The organism is Oceanisphaera ostreae (genome assembly GCF_042676125.1).
Lineage (GTDB): Bacteria > Pseudomonadota > Gammaproteobacteria > Enterobacterales > Aeromonadaceae > Oceanimonas > Oceanimonas ostreae.
This window is the reverse complement of the sequence record NZ_JBHTJS010000060.1, coordinates 72,932-94,360: the sequence shown is the minus strand read 5'-3', so window position 1 is coordinate 94,360 and position 21,429 is coordinate 72,932. Positions and strand designations below refer to the sequence as shown.

General features: G+C 50.7%; 19 protein-coding genes, 1 tRNA gene and 1 rRNA gene. 10 read left to right on the top strand and 11 right to left on the bottom strand.

Annotation, left to right across the window (positions count from 1 at the left end):
* Positions 1 to 74: 74 nt before the first annotated feature.
* The 5 genes from ACFQ1C_RS15215 (at position 75) to ACFQ1C_RS15195 (ending at position 4,264) form a co-directional block, all read left to right on the top strand.
* A tRNA-Thr gene (locus ACFQ1C_RS15215) sits at positions 75 to 150 on the top strand.
* A 19-nt stretch (positions 151 to 169) separates the two neighbouring features.
* Positions 170 to 284: ribosomal RNA gene (gene rrf, locus ACFQ1C_RS15210) — 5S ribosomal RNA — on the top strand.
* Positions 285 to 1,168: 884 nt separating this feature from the next.
* Positions 1,169 to 2,590: a cytochrome c oxidase accessory protein CcoG gene (gene ccoG / locus ACFQ1C_RS15205; RefSeq protein ID WP_379559525.1), complete on the top strand. Its 1,422-nt coding sequence runs from the start codon at positions 1,169 to 1,171 to the stop codon at positions 2,588 to 2,590.
* A gap of 62 nt (positions 2,591 to 2,652) precedes the next feature.
* Positions 2,653 to 3,621, top strand: a complete 969-nt coding sequence (locus ACFQ1C_RS15200) for a serine/threonine protein kinase (RefSeq protein ID WP_379559524.1) — start codon at positions 2,653 to 2,655, stop codon at positions 3,619 to 3,621.
* Between the two features lie 40 nt (positions 3,622 to 3,661).
* Entirely contained in the window at positions 3,662 to 4,264 is a 603-nt protein-coding gene (locus ACFQ1C_RS15195; protein WP_379559523.1) for a thiol:disulfide interchange protein DsbA/DsbL, read from the top strand.
* Positions 4,265 to 4,305: 41 nt separating this feature from the next.
* Here ACFQ1C_RS15195 and ACFQ1C_RS15190 read toward each other — a convergent pair whose 3' ends face one another.
* Both ACFQ1C_RS15190 and ACFQ1C_RS15185 read right to left on the bottom strand, forming a co-directional pair.
* Positions 4,306 to 4,608, bottom strand: a complete 303-nt coding sequence (locus ACFQ1C_RS15190; protein ID WP_379559522.1) for a hypothetical protein — start codon at positions 4,606 to 4,608, stop codon at positions 4,306 to 4,308.
* Between the two features lie 56 nt (positions 4,609 to 4,664).
* Positions 4,665 to 6,176: a YifB family Mg chelatase-like AAA ATPase gene (locus ACFQ1C_RS15185; RefSeq protein ID WP_379559521.1), complete on the bottom strand. Its 1,512-nt coding sequence runs from the start codon at positions 6,174 to 6,176 to the stop codon at positions 4,665 to 4,667.
* Between the two features lie 381 nt (positions 6,177 to 6,557).
* On the opposite strand from ACFQ1C_RS15185, the gene ilvG reads away from it, so the two are divergent.
* The 4 genes from ilvG (at position 6,558) to ilvA (ending at position 12,074) form a co-directional block, all read left to right on the top strand.
* Entirely contained in the window at positions 6,558 to 8,222 is a 1,665-nt protein-coding gene (gene ilvG, locus ACFQ1C_RS15180) for an acetolactate synthase 2 catalytic subunit (protein ID WP_379559527.1), read from the top strand.
* Positions 8,219 to 8,479, top strand: a complete 261-nt coding sequence (gene ilvM, locus ACFQ1C_RS15175) for an acetolactate synthase 2 small subunit (RefSeq protein WP_379559520.1) — start codon at positions 8,219 to 8,221, stop codon at positions 8,477 to 8,479. The genes ilvG and ilvM overlap by 4 nt, the downstream gene beginning before the upstream one ends.
* A gap of 185 nt (positions 8,480 to 8,664) precedes the next feature.
* Entirely contained in the window at positions 8,665 to 10,518 is a 1,854-nt protein-coding gene (ilvD, locus tag ACFQ1C_RS15170) for a dihydroxy-acid dehydratase (RefSeq protein ID WP_379559519.1), read from the top strand.
* A gap of 2 nt (positions 10,519 to 10,520) precedes the next feature.
* The gene (gene ilvA, locus ACFQ1C_RS15165; RefSeq protein ID WP_379559518.1) at positions 10,521 to 12,074 is read left to right on the top strand and encodes a threonine ammonia-lyase, biosynthetic; all 1,554 of its coding nucleotides are present in this window, start codon (positions 10,521 to 10,523) and stop codon (positions 12,072 to 12,074) included.
* A 184-nt stretch (positions 12,075 to 12,258) separates the two neighbouring features.
* Here ilvA and ACFQ1C_RS15160 read toward each other — a convergent pair whose 3' ends face one another.
* The 9 genes from ACFQ1C_RS15160 to ACFQ1C_RS15120 form a co-directional block, all read right to left on the bottom strand.
* On the bottom strand, positions 12,259 to 13,521 hold the full coding sequence (locus ACFQ1C_RS15160; RefSeq protein WP_379559517.1) for a RidA family protein: 1,263 nt from the start codon (positions 13,519 to 13,521) through the stop codon (positions 12,259 to 12,261).
* Between the two features lie 214 nt (positions 13,522 to 13,735).
* Positions 13,736 to 14,323: a HupE/UreJ family protein gene (locus tag ACFQ1C_RS15155; protein WP_379559516.1), complete on the bottom strand. Its 588-nt coding sequence runs from the start codon at positions 14,321 to 14,323 to the stop codon at positions 13,736 to 13,738.
* Between the two features lie 73 nt (positions 14,324 to 14,396).
* A complete protein-coding gene (gene ureG, locus ACFQ1C_RS15150) occupies positions 14,397 to 15,035 on the bottom strand; it encodes an urease accessory protein UreG (RefSeq protein WP_379559515.1) in 639 nt (212 codons plus the stop codon).
* Between the two features lie 32 nt (positions 15,036 to 15,067).
* On the bottom strand, positions 15,068 to 15,793 hold the full coding sequence (locus ACFQ1C_RS15145; protein ID WP_379559514.1) for an urease accessory protein UreF: 726 nt from the start codon (positions 15,791 to 15,793) through the stop codon (positions 15,068 to 15,070).
* Positions 15,765 to 16,289: an urease accessory protein UreE gene (ureE, locus tag ACFQ1C_RS15140; RefSeq protein WP_379559513.1), complete on the bottom strand. Its 525-nt coding sequence runs from the start codon at positions 16,287 to 16,289 to the stop codon at positions 15,765 to 15,767. Before ureE ends, ACFQ1C_RS15145 begins: the two co-directional genes overlap by 29 nt.
* A gap of 21 nt (positions 16,290 to 16,310) precedes the next feature.
* Complete coding sequence (ureC, locus tag ACFQ1C_RS15135; RefSeq protein WP_379559512.1) at positions 16,311 to 18,014, bottom strand: urease subunit alpha; 1,704 nt, start codon at positions 18,012 to 18,014, stop codon at positions 16,311 to 16,313.
* Entirely contained in the window at positions 18,011 to 18,346 is a 336-nt protein-coding gene (locus ACFQ1C_RS15130) for an urease subunit beta (protein ID WP_319782819.1), read from the bottom strand. The genes ureC and ACFQ1C_RS15130 overlap by 4 nt, the downstream gene beginning before the upstream one ends.
* An 11-nt stretch (positions 18,347 to 18,357) precedes the next feature.
* Positions 18,358 to 18,660, bottom strand: coding sequence for an urease subunit gamma (gene ureA / locus ACFQ1C_RS15125; RefSeq protein ID WP_379559511.1), 303 nt, complete (start codon positions 18,658 to 18,660; stop codon positions 18,358 to 18,360).
* Positions 18,661 to 18,760: 100 nt separating this feature from the next.
* On the bottom strand, positions 18,761 to 19,669 hold the full coding sequence (locus ACFQ1C_RS15120; protein ID WP_379559510.1) for an urease accessory protein UreD: 909 nt from the start codon (positions 19,667 to 19,669) through the stop codon (positions 18,761 to 18,763).
* Positions 19,670 to 20,394: 725 nt separating this feature from the next.
* Here ACFQ1C_RS15120 and ACFQ1C_RS15115 point away from each other — a divergent pair.
* Positions 20,395 to 21,261 (top strand): NAD(P)-dependent oxidoreductase, encoded by an 867-nt coding sequence (locus tag ACFQ1C_RS15115; protein ID WP_379559509.1) that lies wholly within the window; start codon positions 20,395 to 20,397, stop codon positions 21,259 to 21,261.
* The last annotated feature ends 168 nt before the right edge of the window (positions 21,262 to 21,429 follow it).

The window sequence follows — 21,429 nt, the reverse complement described above, 5'->3', positions numbered from 1 at the left end:
TGAAACGCAGCCGCGCCGATGATAGTGTGGCAGCTGCCATGTGAAAGTAGGTCACTGCCAGGCACCTAATTTTAGCTGATATAGCTCAGTTGGTAGAGCGCACCCTTGGTAAGGGTGAGGTCCCCAGTTCGAATCCGGGTATCAGCACCAGTTATAAAAACCAGTTTTGTTTGATTGCCATAGCGTTGTGGAACCACCTGATCCCATGCCGAACTCAGAAGTGAAACGCATCTGCGCCGATGATAGTGTGGCAGCTGCCATGTGAAAGTAGGTCACAATCAAACACCTTATACTAAGCCCCGCTCATCGAGCGGGGCTTTTTGCTTTCTCATTTCTTATACCAATCTAATACCAATTACACCAATCTAAGTAAAAATCTGATCTAGTTTAAAATCGGATACGAGAGGAAACAGAGTCAGCTCCCACGACACGCCATAAACCCATCCCTGGGGGCTCAGGAAATGCCATCCCTGGCATTGTCACGGTCGTGGGAGCCGATCTCTGTTGCCTCTCCTTAAGCTCTGAGCTGTTGTCTGTAAAGCGCACCAACAGGCGACCTCGCAGCCTAGGGACGGATAAAGAGATCGGCTCCACCGACCATCACATAACAGGGATGTTATGTGTTTGAGCGTCATAGGCGAGTGTGTTCCGCCGAGATGAACTGTTTTAATCTGACCGAATATCCAGTGAATATTCGCAGTAAATTAAAATGGTGAATGTTATTAACCGCTGGCAGCGGGTCGGTGGAGTTGACTCTTTGTTCGGCTTTTATACAAACAAAAATAGATCAGTTAGTTTTCCAGATTGGTATTACATGGATGTACTCGTAGCGTGTCATGGGAGGCGGCTGTGTTACCTCTGGCGTTCCGACCCAGCACCTGACCAAATACTTAATGTGATTGGTATAACATTAGCATTTATTGCTATTTAATGATCACTATCATAGCCTTTGCTTGCGCTAACCCTTTATGATGGTGCTATGGATAGTAGAGACAGGCTTTGGGGTAGAAAAGAGTGATCAATATCACCTTTTTATTCGGCTCTTTACTGCAAAATATGGCATAACTCGTATTTTATTTGCAAGTTAACAATTAGCAGTTAATAGTAATTTCTATTTTGTTAAGCAGATAATTTGGTCGCAAGTAGCCAGAATAATAATGTGAGCAAAATGAACGATAAACAACAGCAGATAAACGTAAAAGATGTTACCGGACCGGTGCGTTCGCACCGGCCTACCGATGACGGTCATATCTATGTTCGAGCCCAAACAGGGAAATGGCAGAAGCTACGTAAGTACTTAGGCTGGATCCTGATGTCGATGTTCATTCTCGGCCCTTGGATGACGTGGAATGGCCGTCAAGCCTTGTTGTTCGATGTAGTTCAGCAGCGCTTTCAGATTTTTTCCACTACCATCTGGCCACAAGACTTTACCTTGCTTGCCTTGGTCATCATGATTTCTGCCGTTGCCTTATTTTTTGTCACCACCTTTTTAGGCCGTGTCTGGTGTGGCTATGTGTGTCCACAAACGGTGTGGACCTTTATATTTATTTGGTTTGAAGAAAAGTTCGAAGGTAGTGCTAATAAACGTCGCCAGCTAGATAAGTCGGCTTGGGACTTTAATAAAATATGGCGTAAAAGCGCGAAGCATATTGCTTGGTTGGCGGTGTCCTTGTTAACCGGCTTTACCTTTATAGCCTACTTTGTGCCAGTTAAAGAGCTTGCGCTTGAACTGCTGACTTTTTCTAGCAGTTTCTGGGTCGGGTTTTGGGTGCTGTTTTTTGCTTTTTGTACCTACGGTAATGCGGGTTGGATGCGGACTATAATGTGTACACACATTTGTCCTTATTCACGCTTTCAGTCAGCGATGTTTGATAAAGACACTTTCACGGTGAGCTACGATGTTGAACGCGGTGAGAGTCGTGGTCCACGTCCTCGTAAGGCTGACCCTAAAGAGTTAGGTTTAGGCGATTGTATCGATTGTAACTTGTGTGTGCAGGTGTGCCCCGCTGGTATCGATATTCGTGATGGTCTGCAGTATGAGTGTATCAACTGTGGTGCTTGTGTGGACGCTTGTGACCAAACCATGGATCGTATGGGTTATGAACGCGGTCTCATTAGCTACACCACTGAGCACAAGCTACGCCACGGTGTGAGTCATGTCGCGCGGCCTAAATTAATTGGTTATGGCATTGTGATGACGGTGATGACCGCGGTATTTATCTATATGGCATCCAGTATCATGCCGATGGGTATCGAAATTCTTCGTGATCGTAATCAGCTTTATCGTGAAACCAGCGAAGGTTTAATTGAAAACACCTATACCATGAAAATCAGGAACAAGACGCTAGATACCGAAATCTACCGTTTGGCGGTTGAGGGTATAGATGATGTTACTTGGATTGGACCGCAAGAAGTAGAGGTCCGCGGAGGTGAGATCATAAGCTTACCGATTAGCTTATCCACGGACCCTTACTTGTTATCGTCGCCGGTGAGTGATGTAACTTTTGTGCTAACTCATACCGGATTGTATGAAAGCGATAGCAAAGCGACCTTACGCCATAAGAGTAAGTTCTTTAGCTCGATTAACTGATATTGTTAGTGAATAGGTGATTTAGACCGCAGCCGTTGGCTGCGGTTTTTTTAGGGGCTGTCATGAATTATTACCAACTAACTCCCGATGTTATCGCCGATGCACTACTGAGTGCTGGCATTCATGTCGACTCTGGGTTGATGGCGTTAAACAGTTACGAAAATAGAGTGTATCGATTTAAAAGTGATACCGACGGCCCACTGGTTGCTAAGTTTTATCGCCCCGAGCGTTGGAATTTGCAGCAAATACAAGAAGAACATGATTTTTTGTTTGCCTCAGCAAAAGCCGGTGTTCGTGTTGCCGTGCCTATGATACGAGAGCACAGCAGTGTTTTTTCATACCAGAACATGTTGTTTGCAGTGTGGCCCGCGATTTCTGGCCGCCAACTTGAAGCGGATAATCTAGATCAACTAGAAGCATTTGGTGAGCAGATTGGTCGTTTACATCAAGTAGGCGCCAGCGTGACGTTGCAACATCGGCCACGATTGACCACGGACGATTATTTGTTACGTTCACGCGAAGTGCTGTTGCAAAAGGCGCTGATCCCTAAGAAGTTACGCGGGGAGTTTTTTAAGCGCCTGGATACCGTAATAACGAGAGCGTGCGCTTTATATCAACCCAAGAAGCAACTCACCATCCATTGCGACTGCCACGCTAGTAACGTGTTGTGGAATGATGGCCCTTGGTTGCTAGACTTCGATGATTGTCGCACAGGGCCCGCAGTACAGGATGTGTGGATGATGCTGAGTGGCAGTCGGCAAGAGCAATTGATGCAGCTGGATACGCTGCTGGCAGGTTATGAAAACATTCGAGAGTTTGATGTGGCTGAACTGGCGTTAATTGAGCCTTTAAGAGCGATGCGTATCGTGAATTATATGGCGTGGTTGGCTGCTCGCTGGTCTGATCCGGCTTTTCCACTTAACTTTCCATGGTTTAACACCGAAGATTACTGGCTGCAGCAAATTGGGGTATTGACAGAGCAGCTACAAAACCTGAATGCGCCACCATTATCCTTGACCTCTTGGAACTGATTATCTAACGTGAGCCAGCTCTTATTAAATGGGAATATTTATGAAAAAGTATATTTTGGTCTTATTTGCTTTACTGATGGCTCCACTGGCCAACGCCGCTCCTGAGTTTAAGGAGGGTGTTGAGTATAAGGTGGTACAAGATACAGCCAGCAACAAGCCGGTTGTTACTGAGTTTTTCTCTTACGTTTGTCCGCATTGCTATAGCTTTCAGCCACTGATGAGCAAGTTAGAACAGCGGGTCCCTGAACTAGAATTAAAGAAAGTACCGGTGTCTTTTCTTGGTCGAGAGTTAGGTCCGGTCTTACAACGAGCATACGGTGCGGCCGTGTTGCTTAAAGTAGATGACACATTAAACCCTGTGATATTTGATCGCATCCATCGACAGAAGAAGATGCCGAACAATTTGGCCGAAATTAAAGCCATTTTTATTGCTAATGGCGTAGCTGAAAAGGACTTTGATGGCGTGATTAATAGCTTTGCGCTTAATGGTATGATTGCTCAGTACGATAAACTGACCGAGCGTTTTGATGTTCATGGTACGCCAACCATTGTTGTTAAAGATAAATACGAACTTAATATGAACGAAATTGGTTCGGAAGAACGTTTTTATCAGACTGTAGAATATTTGCTGTCATTAGACTAAAAAAACAGCCCATGATGATCCGTATCATGGGCTATCTTCGTTTAAGACATCTGCTGCTTGGTAATGGGATGAATATTTGAGTGCTGGCTTTCAGTATGTACTTCTGGTTGTTGCTGCCAGTACATAGTGGGTAAGTGAACTAAATAAAACTTATCTCTGTGGGTTCCTGTGACAAACCCCATGCCCTTTAACGTCAATTCATAATGAATATCGGTCACAAAATCTAGACTAAAATGCTGCCTGTTAGACAGGATAGTGATGTCATCCCTGCTGAGATAGACCCCTTCCGGCGCATCTTTAAATCGGTCATAAAGCCAAACGGCAAACTCCTTTGCACTTTTCATTGAGCACTCCTTCTCATCAAAGCTACCTACTTAGTTATAGCACTTTAATTTACTAATTAAGACTGCAGTTGTTGTATTAGCCGGTCCATGGCGCGGTAACCCAAGGCTTCTATCAAATGAATACGTGAAATTTTTTCTTCATGCTCTAAATCAGCGATGGTTCTGGCCACTCTAATTAGCTTGTGCCAAGCGCGAATCGACAGCCTCATTTTATGCAATGCCTGCTCTAAAAACTCGGCATCTGCTTGTTCTAATGGGCAATATATCTCTAATTCCGATGAGCTGAGTCTAGCATTAGTTTTGCCTGCACGTTTCAGTTGATGCTCTCTGGCTGCGAGCACTCTTTGGCGAACCTTCGCTGAGCCTTCGGCCTTAACACGTTTACGGCTAAGCTCTCCTGGAGGTAGTAGGGGAATCTCTACCGATAAATCAAACCGGTCTAAAAAAGGTCCAGACACTTTATTCAAGTAACGAAGAATTTGTTCCGATGAGCTGCGGGTGTATCCCTCTTGGTAATGACCACAAGGGCTAGGGTTCATAGCGGCAATTAACTGAAAGCGAGCAGGATAGGTCACACTGTGGGCTGCGCGAGCAATAGAGATATAGCTGGTTTCTAGTGGTTCGCGCAGTGCATCTAATACCCGGCGTTCAAACTCGGTCATTTCATCAAGAAATAACACGCCGTTGTGCGCCAAAGAAATTTCTCCGGGCTTGGGATAGCTGCCTCCGCCCACCAGCGCGACTGCGGAAGAGGAGTGATGGGGTTGACGAAACGCCCGCAAACGCCAGTTTTCAGGCTCCAAACTCACGCCACTAATTGATCTTATTGCCGCCAGTTCTAATGCTTCAGCTTCGCTCATGGGCGGAAGTAAGCCCGGTAGACGACTTGCGAGCATACTTTTTCCGGTACCAGGAGGGCCGACCAATAACAGGTTATGCTCGCCTGCAGCGGCTATTTCTAAAGCGCGTTTACCACCTTCTTGGCCGATAACATCACACAGGTCAACAATATAATCGGGTTCTTGTGTGGTGATGGGGTCGGGAGTCGCCAGCTCTCCTTGTTGCCTTAGCCAAGCGGTAATGGCTAATAGGTGCGGTGCAAGGCGTGCCGGACAAGGCTGAATGACACCTGCTTCGTGGTTGTTAGCTTCGGGAAGTATTAATAGCCGGTTGTTGTCTCGGGCGGCCAGTACCGCGGGCAGCGCACCTTTGATCTGGCGTAATGCTCCGGTGAGCGCCAGTTCGCCTAAAAACTCCAGTTGCTTAAGCTGAGTGATAGGGATTTGTTCTGAGGCAGCCAAAATGGCGATAGCAATGGGTAAGTCGAAACGACCGCCTTCTTTTGGTAAATCTGCCGGGGCTAAGTTGACAGTGATACGGCGGGCGGGAAATTCAAAACCTGAATTTAACAATGCACTGCGCACTCGGTCTCGTGCTTCTTTAACGGTAGTCTCTGGTAAACCCACAATATTAAAGACGGGTAAGCCATTAGCAAGGTGGGCTTCCACGGTGACTAACGGCGCTGCCACACCTAAACTAGCGCGAGCAAAAACAACGGCGAGTGACATCCTAGTCTCCCTAATATTTTATTTTTGTTAATTCGTTTTTTTTAGCTTTTTTAACTGTGCTTTTAATGTCGATTTGTGACGCTTTTAGTTTTTGTGATCGAGAAAGTCTTGTTTAGTCTAGTTCATCATGCTAGTTGTATAGGCAAGCTTGAGTCGAACGTTCCGGCTCGGCACCCTATTGAGTGATCGGTTATATGAATTTAGTTACACGTTTCGTCAACATTATTGTGGTCCTAGTGGTGATTATTATATCTCCACTCGGGGTACTTTGGTCTGACGATAAATAACATAACCGACAGACAAAACGTAAAACCCCCGAGCTAACTACTCGGGGGTTTTTTTTTAACTGACTTTGGCAGCAACATGATGGACAACAATAAAATGAATGGCGCACAGTATATTGTTCAAACATTAAAACAACAGGGAGTGACCCAGATCTTTGGTTACCCCGGCGGCGCCATTATGCCGCTCTACGATGCCCTTTACGACGGCGGAGTTGATCACCTGCTGTGTCGCCATGAACAGGCGGCTGCATTGGCAGCAGTGGGCTATGCCAGAGCCAGTGGTCAGGTGGGAGTTTGCATGGCTACATCAGGGCCTGGCGCAACTAACCTGATCACCGGTCTGGCCGATGCCATGCTTGACTCAATTCCTTTGGTGGCTATTACCGGACAAGTACCCATGTCCGCCATTGGTACCGATGCCTTTCAAGAAGTGGACGTCTTGGGCATGTCGTTGTCTTGCACCAAACATTCTTATCTGGTCGAAAAGGCTGAAGACTTAGGCGCCATTATTGCCGAAGCATTTGAAATCGCGCGCTCTGGCCGCCCAGGCCCGGTATTAATTGATGTGCCTAAAGATGTGCAAGTAGCGTTGGTAGAACCCCTTACAACACCGATTTTTAATACCGAATCGAACCCACTAGACACTCAGGCGCTGGCCCAAGCCCACGCGTTATTGAGTGCCGCTAAGCAGCCTATTTTATATGTGGGCGGTGGTGTGGGCATGGCTAATGCGGTTCCCCAATTACGAGCATTTGCTCAGCAAACCAGTATGCCTATGGTGACCACTCTTAAGGGAATTGGTACCTTGGATCCAGATGACGAATTGTTTTTAGGCATGCTGGGCATGCACGGAACAAAAGCCGCCAACTTGGCTGTTCAGCAGAGTGATCTTCTGTTGGTGGTGGGCGCCCGTTTTGATGACCGCGTAACAGGTAAGCTGGATGAGTTTGCTGTTAATGCCAAGGTTATCCATCTTGATAAAGATGCCTCTGAGTTTGGTAAGGTACGCCATGCGCAAGTGAGCATTAATGCAGAACTCGCCACTGTGCTTGGGCTGCTCACTAATGATAAAGTAAGCGCTAATATGCAGACGATTGACGCATGGCGCGAGCATTGTAAGGCACTTAAAGCGGAGAATGCATGGCGCTACGATCATCCCGGTGAGGCCATTTATGCACCATTAATGTTGAGCCAGCTGAGTGCGGCACTGGACGATAGTGCCATGGTGAGTTGTGATGTTGGCCAGCACCAAATGTGGGTTGCTCAACACATGCGCTTTACCAGTCCGCGTAATCACCTGAGTAGTTCAGGTTTAGGCACCATGGGCTTTGGCTTGCCGGCCGCCATAGGCGCCAAGCTGGCACGGCCACAAGATGAGTCGGTATTAGTGTCCGGTGATGGCTCTTTTATGATGAACGTACAAGAGTTAGGCACACTCAAACGCGCCCAACTGCCCGTAAAAATGGTGTTATTGGATAATCAGCGATTAGGGATGGTGCGCCAGTGGCAAGAATTGTTCTTTGATGGCCGTTACAGTGAAACCATTCTGACCGACAACCCCGACTTCGTGGCCTTGGCTGCAGCTTTTAATATTCCGGGTGAAACCATTACCTGCAAAGCAGAGGTAGAGCCTGCCATACAACGCATGCTGGCGGCTGATACTGCCTATATATTGCATGTACGAATTTCTGAGCGAGAAAACGTCTGGCCTCTAGTGCCGCCCGGTGTTGCCAACGACCAGATGATGGAGAAAAAAGCATGAACCAGTATCAGTTGCAGATAGCGGCCAAGTTTCGTCCAGAAGTGCTTGAGCGAGTACTCCGGCTGACTCGCCACCGCGGTTTTCGTGTTGATGAAATGGACATGTCTACTCAAGATAATGGCCAAGGCCTAGTGATCAACATCCGAGTATTCAGTGATCGACCCATCAGTCAGCTAAGCCTGCAGTTAGAAAAGCTGTTGGATGTGACTCTAGTTCAAGTGCTAGACCAAGAACAAGCGCTAAAAAAAACAGCTTAGCTGACAGCTGTCAGCCTTAAGCTGTCAGCTAGTCAGTTAAAAAAAATGCGGAGCCCGCACTCAGCCCTGTGTCTTTTTTTAGCTAACGGCTTACAGCTGAACGCTTAAAGCTATATTGTAAATTTTAGAGATAGGCCGCTTAATTGCTGTTGCCTGTGTTACTCACGTTTTTTAGGAATTTTAGAATGCCCAAGTATCGTTCCGCCACCACTACCCACGGTCGTAATATGGCCGGTGCTCGCGCCCTGTGGCGTGCAACTGGTATGACCGAAGGTGACTTCGGCAAGCCGATTATTGCGGTAGTAAACTCCTTTACTCAGTTTGTGCCCGGCCACGTACATCTAAAGGATATGGGGCAATTGGTCGCGCGTGAAATTGAAGCCGCCGGTGGCGTCGCTAAAGAATTTAACACCATTGCTGTAGATGATGGCATTGCCATGGGTCACGACGGCATGCTGTATAGCCTGCCTAGCCGAGACCTGATTGCCGACTCGGTGGAATACATGGTTAATGCGCACTGTGCTGATGCCATGGTGTGTATTTCTAATTGTGACAAAATTACCCCCGGCATGTTGATGGCGGCGTTGCGGGTGAATATTCCGGTCATTTTTGTTTCTGGCGGACCAATGGAAGCGGGTAAAACCAAGCTGTCAGATCAAATCATCAAGCTCGACTTAGTTGATGCCATGGTACAAGGGGCCGACCCTACCGTGTCTGACTCGCAGAGCGAGCAAGTTGAGCGCAGCGCTTGTCCGACCTGTGGTTCTTGCTCAGGCATGTTTACCGCCAATTCCATGAACTGTTTGACCGAAGCACTAGGCTTGTCTCAGCCAGCCAACGGATCTTTGCTGGCCACCCACGCCGATCGCGAGCAGCTGTTTAAATCTGCTGGTCATCGCATTGTGGAGCTAACCAAGCGTTATTATGAACAAGATGACGAGTCAGCGTTACCGCGCTCTATCGCCAATAAAAAAGCCTTTGAAAACGCCATGGTATTAGACGTGGCGATGGGCGGCTCAACCAATACCGTGCTGCACCTACTGGCCGCCGCGCATGAAGCGGACGTCGACTTTACCTTAGACGATATTGATACGCTGTCTCGTAAGGTGCCCCAGCTGTGTAAAGTGGCACCCTCGACGCCTAAGTATCATATGGAAGACGTACACCGCGCCGGTGGCGTAATGGGTATTTTAGGTGAGCTGGCGCGCGCCGGTTTACTGCACACCGAACTGCCGACCGTGATGGGCATGACCTTGGCCGAACAGTTAGCCAAGTACGACATTATGGTCACCGAAGACGAAGCGGTTAAAACCATGTTCCGTGCAGGTCCTGCTGGCATTCGTACCGTTAAAGCTTTCAGTCAAGATTGTCGCTGGCCTACCTTGGATAACGACCGTGCCGAAGGCTGTATTCGTAGTCTAGAGCATGCTTATAGCCTAGAAGGTGGTTTGGCGGTGTTATCGGGTAACTTGGCCGTTGACGGTTGTATCGTGAAAACGGCTGGTGTGTCTGACGACAACCTAGTGTTTCGCGGCCCAGCACGAATCTATGAAAGCCAAGATAGCGCAGTAGCGGGCATCTTGGGTGGCGAAGTGCAAGCCGGTGACGTAGTGGTTATTCGCTACGAAGGCCCTAAAGGCGGCCCAGGTATGCAAGAAATGCTCTATCCCACCACTTATCTTAAATCGATGGGTCTGGGCACCAAGTGTGCACTGATCACCGATGGTCGCTTCTCGGGCGGTACCTCTGGCTTGTCTATTGGTCACGTATCTCCAGAGGCTGCGAGCGGTGGCACCATCGCCTTAGTAGAAAACGGCGATATTATTGATATCGATATTCCAGGGCGCAGCATAGTGCTGGACGTATCCGCAGCCGACTTGGCCACGCGTTGTGAACAAATGAACGCCAAAGGCGATCAGGGCTGGAGTCCTGCAGAAGTGAGAGAGCGTAAAGTGTCTTACTCGCTGCGTGCCTATGCTTCACTGGCTACCAGTGCCGACAAAGGTGCGGTACGCGACATCAGCAAGCTAGGGGGATAAAGATGGCACAACCGGCATTGAAAGAAGCCGCCGCATTACGCTCTGCGAGCGAGTATTTACGCCGCATCTTACTGTCTTCGGTTTATGAGGCAGCGCGAGTAACACCATTAACGCCGCTGAAGAAAATATCTGAGCGTTTAGGTCATTCGGTATCGCTAAAACGGGAAGACATGCAGCCCGTGCATTCTTTCAAGTTACGGGGTGCCTATAACAAAATTGCTCAGCTTAGCCCCGAGCAATTGCAAGCAGGGGTGATAGCCGCCTCGGCCGGTAATCACGCCCAAGGGGTGGCCTTATCGGCCGCCAAGTTAGGGATTAATGCCACCATAGTAATGCCGGTTGTCACCCCGGATATTAAGATAGATTCGGTACGTCGTTTCGGCGGTAAGGTGATCTTACACGGTAATAACTTTGATGAAGCTTACGCCCGTTGCTTGGAGTTGGCCGAAGAACATCAGCTGACGCTGATCCCTCCGTTTGACGATCCGGATGTGATTGCCGGCCAAGGTACTATCGGCCGGGAGTTACTGGAGCAAGACACGCGATTAACTCATGTGTTTGTACCTGTTGGTGGCGGTGGATTGGCGGCGGGAATAGCCGTTTATATTAAACAGCTACTGCCACAGGTTAAGGTAATTGGCGTAGAGGCCGAAGGCTCGGCCTGTTTGAATGCTGCGCTTAAGGCGGGTGAAATTGTCACCCTAGATCGAGTGAGCACCTTTGCCGATGGCGTGGCGGTTAAGCGTATTGGCACCGAGACGTTTCGTTTGTGTCAGCAATATCTTGATGGCGTAGTGACGGTCAGCTCAGATGAAATTTGTGCAGCTCTGAAGGATATTTTTGAGGATACCCGTGCCATTGCCGAGCCTTCGGGCGCGCTGGCGCTGGCGGGACTGAAGAAATACAGCCAAGCCGGGGATTATTCCCATGCCCGCATGGCTGCCATTCTCAGTGGTGCTAACGTGAACTTTCACTCTTTACGTTATGTTTCTGAGCGCTGCGAGCTGGGTGAAAAACGCGAAGGTGTGCTGGCGGTGACCATCCCCGAGCGTAAAGGTGCGTTTGTGACCTTTTGTGAAGTGTTGGGCAATCGCATGGTGACTGAGTTTAACTATCGTTATTCATCCGATGACAAGGCGGCAGTATTAGTGTCGGTGCGTCTGACAGATGGCGATCGAGAGTTAACCCAGATCATGATGGAGCTGGAGCAATCCGGCTATCAGGTTGGTAATATGACGGACAACGATTTAGCTAAATCACATGTGCGCTATATGGTTGGCGGTCGTCCGCCTAAGGCGTTGCACGAGCGGTTATACAGCTTTCGCTTTCCTGAGCAGCCAGGTGCATTAATGCGGTTTTTGCACACCTTAGGTACGCGCTGGAATATTAGCTTATTCCACTATCGTAACCAGGGGGCCGAGTTTGGCCGCGTGTTATGTGCCTTTGAATTGCCTGATGCCGATCTAGCTTCTTTTGAGCAACACTTGCTCGAGTTAGGCTATCGTTGGGATGAGGTGACGCAAGATCCTGCCTATAAATTCTTCTTGGCTCATTAATGGTAAGTTGATCTTTTGATAGGTGGTTTGCGGAGCAGAATGAAGGGGAAATAAGAGAAGGCAACACGATAATCCTGATGGATTACTGTGTTGCCTTTTTTATGTAAACGCAGCCTAGCTGCGTTTACAAATTAGTGCAGTAATAATTTAATTAAACGTAGTGACAGAACCTAAATTACTCTTATCACGCTGGTGGTGTACCTTCAGCGTTAGAAATAACGGCATCAATTTGTACCAAAGCGTCCATAGGGATAGCTGATACGCCAACGGTTGTTCTTGCAGGAAGATCGCTGTTGAAGAAAGTGGTGTAAACTTTGTTTACCGCATCAATATCGGCGATATTTTTCAGCTGGATATTGATTTTAACCGCATCGTCCATCACGTGGCCGATACTTTCTACAATCGCTTTAATATTTGTTAAGCACTGCTTTGCCTGCTCTGTTACATCACCCGCTACCACTGCACCCGTTTTTGGGTCTACAGGTAATTGAGCTGAAAGGTGATTGTAATGAGAGAAGGCGACAGTTTGTGTAGATAGAGCACACTTTGGGGCATTTTCCGTATTGTTTGCTCTGATGACGATTCCATGTCGGTCTTCGACAGCTTGTGGGGGGGTGCCATCTCCGTGTGACACAACCGCATCAATCTGTACCAAAGCATCCATAGGCAAAGCTGAAGCTGCAATTACGGTTCGTGCTGGAACATAGGCCACAGCTCTAGCAATGGACGAGTCTGGGAAAAACGTGGTGTACACTTCGTTGACGGCATCAATGTCAGCAAGGTTTTTCAGGAAGATATTTACTTTAACAATATCGTCAAAGGGAACGTCGATACTTTCTAAAATAGCCTTGATATTCTTCAGGCACTGTCCTGTTTGCTCTTTAACGCTACCCGCGATCAGTTTACCCGTTGCAGGGTCGACCGGTAATTGAGCTGAAATATTGTTGTAATGAGAAAAAGCCACTGTGTGTGTAGATACACTACTCTTTGGCGCATTTTCCGTGTTTTTTGCCACCTTTACGAGGTCGCAAGGTGCTTGTGGAGCCGTTCCTTCACCGTTTGAAAGCAGGGCATCAACTTGCAGCAAGGCACCATCCAGAGGCAAAGCTGCCACTGCGACAGTTGTCCGTACGGGAAGATAGTTCTGGAAAAAGGTTGCATAAACGGCGTCTACAGCGCCAATGTCCGAGATGTTCTTCAAGAAGATATTGATTTTAACAACATCGTCCATGACGTGGTCGATACTTTCTACTATGGCTTTAATGTTCTCAAAGCACTGCTTTGCCTGCTCGGTGATATCACCAGCCACAATGGCACCCGTTTTAGAGTCTACAGGTAATTGCGCTGAAATATTATTGTAATGAGAAAAAGCGACAGATTGTGTAGAGATAGAATTTACTGGTGCATTTTCCGTGTTTCTTGACAGTTTTATAATAGTGCTACTCATAGCGATATTTCACCTATTCAGTGTAATTTAGCGTGGACTTCATTTCGCCACGGCGGGATGGGATCTTGGGGAGGGGGGTCCCAAGATCCTTGTAATGCATTGTGCTAGCAGGCTGTTGGTGCTATAGCCTGCTAGCTGGTAGTCTCATCATCTTCAGTTAAAGCAATTGCTGCTTTGTTGAGGGCTGGATGGGAGCTTACATATTCAGGGAGGATCAGCCAGCAGCCAATACACCACCAATAACCGCAACCACGCCACCCAGAGCACGGGTAATGCGGTTATCGGCTTTCAGCATGACGGTACCTAGGCCACGGCCAACAAAGGTAATGGCCAGGGTAGCGATGACGAAGCCGGCCATGTAAGACATCAGGCTGGCGCCAGCAGTCATTTCGGTGCCGTGTGCGTAGCCGTGGGTGATCATGAACAGGGCGACTAGGGTGCCGCCAACGACGGTGGGCAGTTTTGCCATGGTGGCGATCAGAACACCGGCTAGCAGAACCGACATGGCGATGCCCATTTCCACACCAGCCAGACTCAAGCCGCCCCAGGCCAGGGCCGAACCTACCATCATGCCACCCACGACAAACAAGGGAGTACCATTTTTCATGGCAGTGTTCTGGCGGATGCTCCAGAAACCGATGGCGGCCATGGCCAACAGGTGGTCAAGGCCCATCATCGGGTGTAGCAAACCGCTAAGAAAATCGTTGTGGGTGTGCAGCACGCCATGGCCGGGGTGGGCTACGGCTGCGGTGGCGGTTAGCATCAGGCCAACGGTCATCAGCAATTTGGTCATTTTGTTCATGGTGTTCTCCGTTTGTTCTTTCTGTTTAATATTAAGTTATTTTACTACTGTGTTTTGACTAGGTCGGGACCGCTTAGGCAGTGCTGCCTACTTTTCCGGGTCTGCGCTCGGGCAGCATACCCTGCTTCAGGATGAAGCTGATGATTTCTTCCACGCCTACGCCGTCGTACAGATTGGCGAATATGAAAGGGCGCTCACCGCGCATTTTTTTGGAGTCTCGCTCCATCACATCCAGCGAGGCATGTACGTATTTGGCGATGTCGATCTTGTTAATGATCAACAAGTCCGATTTGGTGATGCCGGGGCCGCCTTTACGGGGGATTTTGTCGCCTGCGGCTACGTCGATGACGTACAGAGTCAGGTCGGACAGTTCCGGGCTGAACGTGGCTGCTAGGTTATCGCCGCCGGATTCCACCAGCACCAGCTCCAGGTTGGGATGACGCGTTTGCAGATCGTCAATTGCCGCCAAGTTCATGGAGGCATCTTCTCGGATGGCGGTGTGCGGACAGCCGCCAGTTTCCACGCCGAGAATGCGATCGGCTGGTAGTGCGTCGTGCTTCAGCAGAAAGTCAGCATCTTCACGGGTGTAGATGTCATTGGTGACTACGGCGATATTGTAGTGATCCTTCAGGGCGCTGCACAGTTGGCGTAACAGGGCGGTTTTTCCGGAACCAACCGGGCCACCTACGCCTACTCGTAAACAATGTTTCATTGCTACCTTTCCTTCTTGTGAGGTCGAAGCGTTCAGCTTCGGAATAATCTTGAATATTGAGTTTCATGCTGGGCGCTACCGAGAGCCAGTCCCGGCAGAGTTGGGCCCAGTTGCTCGTTGGTTAACGCCAGCGCGGTGTCGACTGCTGCCACCAGTTGGGGGCGTAACTGTTCGTTCAGGCGTTGTGCGGCAGTATGCCCCAAGGGCATAGCTTTACACGCGACTGCGAGTTGGTTTTCTAGCCAACCCCAGGCAAAGCCGAGCAAGCTTTGACGCACCGGCACTTGCCGTTGGTGTGCTGTCCAAGCGAATACGGTGACGTAACCGGGGTCTTCCGGCAGTTGGGCGTGGCCCTGCTCTGCCTGCGGTTGCAGCGATAGGCTGGTGAGCAAGCGCATCAAGGCCTGGCCTAAACGCGTGTCTTCATCGCTGAGTTCGGCGGTTTCGCGGTTGGCGTGCAGCCAGTCGTTCCAGAGCGCGAGGCCATCACTGTCGCCGATGGCCCAGCAGTTCTGTAACCGCGCCAGTACCGGCAATTCGCAGCGGGTTAGGCCATCGTCGAGCACGCCTTCCAGCCACTCGCCCAGTTCCTGCTCGTTTTTCACCCAGCCCAGTTCAAACGCACTCTCCAAACCTTGTGACCAGGCGAATGCACCAATCGGCAAAGCTGGGCTGATCAGTTGCATCAATCCCAGCAGCGCCAGATCACTGGCCACGACTGGCTGGTTATCAGTGTGCATGGCTATGGTCGTCGTCATGAGAGTGCCCATGGGAGTGATCATGCCCGTGACCATGAGCGTGCTCACGACCGGCGTGTGCGTAAGCGCCGGATTCCGGATCAAACGGCGCCTGGTGGTGGCTCAGGGTGGCACCCAACAATACCGCCAGCTCTTCCAGTACGTGATCCGGCGGGAATCGCACCCAGTGGCGGCCGTCTGCATCTGCGCCAATGGCGAGGGACACGTGGCGGTTGCCCAGGTGGTAGCACAGGCGCCCCAGAGGCAGGCCGTTGTCGATGAACGCGGTGGTTACCGGCTCGTCGGCGGCACAAATGCGGATCACCTCACCGCTGCTGGCCTGCAGCAAATCGCCGTGGCGCAGCACCGGGCCACGATCGAGGAACAGGCCGACGTCGCGGCCGTTATCGGTCACCGCCTTCAAGCGGCCACGGATGCGCAGCTCGTAGGGTAAGGTCAGTGTGTCGTACACATCGGCCTGAGTGCTTCCGTCTATTCTCTTTGTTAATTCAAGCATTTAGTTGTCCTTGCAAGCGATTTAGAACAAATGATAGCGCTGGGCCAATGGTAACTCAGACAGCGGCTCACAGGTCAGTAACACGCCATCGGCGTGAACTTCGTAGGTTTGTGGGTCCACCGTCAGAACCGGGCAGGCGTCATTCAGCTTCATATCACTCTTACGCATCTGGCGGACATTTTTAACCGCCACCAGCGGGCTCTTCAGGCCCAGTTTTTCTTCCAGCCCGGTGTTCATGGCGGCTTGACTGACGAAGGTCATTCGGGTTGCTGCTGCCGCGCGGCCTAAGGCACCGAACATGCGGCGGTAATGCACCGGCTGTGGCGTAGATATGGAAGCGTTGGGGTCGCCCATGGCAGCTCCGGCTATCATGCCGCCTTTCAGGATGATCGACGGTTTGACGCCGAAGAACATCGGTTTCCACAACACCAAATCTGCAAACTTTCCGACTTCTATGGAGCCGACTTCGTGACCAACGCCGTGGGTAATCGCCGGGTTGATGGTGTATTTGGCGATGTAACGCTTCACTCGGAAGTTGTCGGTGCCGCGCTCTTGGTCTTCCGGCAACAGGCCGCGCTGAAGGCGCATTTTGTGCGCAGTTTGCCAAGTGCGACACACCACTTCGCCAATGCGGCCCATGGCCTGAGAATCAGAAGAGATCATCGAAATCACCCCCATGTCATGAAGGATGTCTTCGGCGGCAATGGTTTCGCGACGGATGCGGGAATCGGCAAAGGCCACATCTTCTGGAATATTCGGGTCTAAGTGGTGACATACCATCAGCATGTCGAGGTGTTCATCAATGGTGTTAATGGTGTACGGCCGGGTCGGGTTGGTGGACGACGGCAATACGTTGGGCAGGCTACAGGCGACAATAATGTCGGGCGCGTGACCACCACCAGCACCTTCGGTGTGGTAGGTATGAATGCAACGATCTTTGAAGGCCGCCAGCGTGTCTTCCACGAAACCGGACTCGTTCAGGCTGTCGGCGTGAATGGCTACCTGTATGTCGTAGCGATCGGCCACATCCAGTGCGTTGCTGATGGAGGCCGGTGCTGCGCCCCAATCTTCGTGAATTTTTAGGCTCATAGCACCGGCTTTAACTTGTTGCTCCAGCGCTTCTGGCGTACTGGCGCTGCCTTTGCCGAGAAAGCCGATGTTGATCGGTAAATCATCCACCGCCTGCATCATTTTGCCCAGATGCCAGGGGCCGGGCGTGTGGGTGGTCGCGACCGAGCCAGTGGCCGGGCCGGTGCCGCCGCCGATCATAGTGGTTAAACCACTCATCAGCGCTTCGTCGACCTGCTGTGGACAGATATAATGCACGTGGGTATCGACGCCGCCGGCGGTCAGGATGTGACCTTCACCAGCGATGATTTCAGTACCAGGGCCGATAACGATGTCGATATCGGGTTGGGTATCCGGGTTACCGGACTTGCCGATAGCCGCGATGCGACCGTTTTTCAGGCCCACATCGGCTTTAACGATACCCCACCAGTCGATGACGATGGCGTTAGTGATCACTGTGTCCATCACAGCGTCGTCACAACGCTGGCTCTGGCCCATGCCGTCACGAATCACTTTGCCGCCACCGAATTTTACTTCTTCACCGTAATGGGTGTGGTCGTGTTCGATTTCGATCCACAATTCGGTATCACCGAGGCGGATCCGGTCACCGGTAGTCGGCCCATACATATCCGCATATGCTTGGCGGGAAATCTTCATGTTGCTGCTCCCTCTTTCGAGCTCTTATCTAGTGGTCCCATAACCTCACCACGAAAGCCGTAAATGCGGCGCAGGCCGGAAAACGGAATCAACGACACTTCACGACTCTGACCTGGCTCGAAACGAATAGCCGTACCTGCGGCGATAGCCAGGCGATAGCCGTAAGCTTGTTTACGATCCAAGCGCAACGCCGGATTGGTTTCGGCAAAGTGATAGTGGGACCCGACCTGTATGGGGCGGTCACCGGTGTTGGCGACACTGATGGTGATGCTTTCACGGTCGACACACAGTTCGATGTCACCGCTTTGCAGTTGATATTCACCGGGGATCATAGTGAGCCTCCTCAGACAATGGGATGATGAACGGTGACCAATTTGGTACCGTCGGGAAAGGTGGCTTCGACCTGCACGTCCTGGATCATCTCGGCAACGCCCTCCATCACATCGTCACGGGTCAGTATTTCACGGCCGGCACTCATCATGTCCGCCACGGTGCGGCCTTCGCGAGCGCCTTCCATAATGGCGCAACTGATCAGCGCAATCGATTCAGGGTAGTTCAGCTTGAGGCCTTTGGCCTTGCGGCGCTCGGCAAGCAGCCCCGCGGTAAACAACAGCAACTTGTCTTTATCTCTTGGTGTTAATTCCATCGCTAACTCCGTAGTCGTCGACGTTCTGTATTGGTGGCCTATGCCACTTAACAAGCATAGGCGCTGATCGGCGCCAAAGCAGGTGCTTTGACGTGAATAATCAGGTCAGCCAGATCCGAGGCACTGTCGCCTCGTGTCCGGTCAGCCGCGGGCGCAGAATGACGCGCGCCTGTTGAAATAAATCCCATACTTCGTTGCGTTCATGGCCAAGGTAGCGAACCAGCAGCACGCCACGGCGATAAGTTACCGCCCAGCGACAGTTGGCGGGCAGCTGTGCACGCAGCGCTTCGATGGCTTCCGTAGGATCGGCTAGGCCAATCGCCCATAAAGTAGCGTGAACGGTGGCACCGCCCTGTCCCCATTTGCCGGTGAACCGGCGATGACTGGGGTCCAGTGACTGGCGCTCTAACCACAAGGGGCGGCCATTACGGGTAACCTGAAAGCGTTGCTCGAGGTGGCCGTTGACGAATGGCAGATCGCTGGCGGGGCGACCGAGGCCAAGAATTTCCCAACCTAGGCATTTGGCGTCGTCTGCCAGCTCAACGATGAACGTTTGCTCGCCACGGGAGCCGTCGAACGCCAGGGTTTCCTGGGGCAGCCATTCCAGCGTAGCGCCATCAGCCACTTTCAGGTGGGTATACTGAGTCCAGGCGACGCCGTTACTGTCGGCTTTATAGAGTTTATTGGCGGAAGGCGTGGTTAACAGGGCATGAGCGCCCGCAGCCACGGTTACATCAACGTTGAGCGCATCACCACTAACCAGTCCGCCGGGCGGGTGCAACAGGTACACATGACAGCAGCCGTCGCGGCCTTCCGGGTAAAACGGTCTCTGCACACGCAAGGGCCCAAAATGGTGGGCTTTGACCATGCTGGTGATGGTTGCATCACCGGCCGTGCGGGTACCAAACCCCAGCGTTAAAGAGGCCGCCCAGTGGCGGCCGGCATCAAAACGATGCCCAGAATCCACAACTGCCCGTTGTTTTACGGGCATATAAGATAGAGTCGTCATGCCATCGAACACCTTTTTATGATCCCAATACCGCACCGTCGCCGAATCATCAGCCGATTTTCCTGACAGGCAGGACTATAAGCTGAAGATAGCAGAATGCTCTGGAACGTCCACGTGCGCGGGTACGGGTCAGGTTGACGGAGTCGGCTTATCAGCCGCCGCCGCTGATTACAGCTTGCGAGCATTGATTGCTTGAAAAATGTAAAATTGATGTAGATAAAATTCGTATACAGATTAGGGCGGAGACGAACGTCTCTGGGTGTGTATGCCAATTTTAGGAACTCAAAGGTCTGAAAATACAGACTTTTCGAACCACCAGCTGTGCCCTGTGCCGATTATATCGCAGTGAAAAAAAACCGTCTAGTCTCAAAGGGCAGTTTTATCAAAAAATTATTTTAATTTGATTGTCAGTCTCATGTGGCCAATGACAGACCTGACTAACTTGGCCTGGGTGATGAGGTGCGGGGTTTTAATATCTAATTAATTTATTAAGTAACGGCGCTATTTTTGTTGCTCTGCAAAGGTAGGACAAAGGGCCTTGCTCCAGCGGCGCGCTGCAAGCACTGACGGCCAGCACATGACATCCGACCTTCATAGATTATGGGGGTGGCGAAACAGTAGGAATTCTTTTCGGCAATGTCATGTGCTAGTTGATGGAGCCGCTCCCTTCATCCTCCTTGATGTTATTATCAGACTAAATATCTGACCAACAGGGAGAAGTGCGAATGAAACTGGGCTTTATCGGAATAGGACTGATGGGCAAGCCGATGACACAGCGTTTGCTACAGGCCGGTTTTGAAGTATCGGTGTGGAACCGTAGCGCAGATAAACTCGCCGACGTTAAGGCTGCAGGAGCTATCGTTGCGGGCAGTATTGGCGAGCTAGTTGAGCAAGTCGATATTGTGCTGTTGTGCCTAGCCAATACTGCCGTGGTGGAAGAGGTGGTCTTCGGTGCTGGTGGCGTAGCTGAGTTTGGCCATGGCAATCAGCTATTGGTCGACTTCTCTAGTTCGGACCCACAAGCTACCCGAGATTTTGCCGCCCAGCTTAAAAAGCGGTGTGCCATGAATTGGGTCGACTCGCCAGTATCAGGCGGTGTAGCCGGTGCCGAGCAAGGCACGCTAGCCATTATGTGTGGTGGTGAGGCACCAGATATAGAGCGCATTCGCCCACTGCTAGCGCCGTTATCGCAACGTGCCACTCACATGGGGCCGGTTGGGGCAGGACAGGTCACTAAGGTCTGTAATCAGATGATAGTGGGCTGTAACTTGCTAGTGCTGGCCGAGATGACGGCACTGGCTAAGGCCAGTGGGGTTGATGCCCAGAAAATTCCCGAAGCGTTGGCCGGTGGCTTTGCCGATTCTAAGCCGATGCAGATCACCGGACCGTTAATGGCAACGGAGTCTGATCCGGATCCAAAGTGGCATGTGCGCACTTTGTTGAAGGACTTAGATATGGCTGTAGCGCACAGTTTGCGCGAGGGCAGCGCGGTGCCGATGTCGGGATTGGCTGCACAGTTGATGCGTCAACACGGCAGCAAGGGGTATTTAGAGCGAGACCCCGCCACCCTCATCAAGTTGTACAAAGACTAAAGAAAAGGAGCCGCAAGGCTCCTTTTTATTTGAATATAGTGATGGGTTAAACCACACAATACTAAACCTTAAAGACTAGGGGTTTATTTGCCACGGAACCCACGGAAAAATAGAGATAAATTCTGAAAAACACTTTATGAGTAAGACCTAAGACAAAGCTTTAAACCG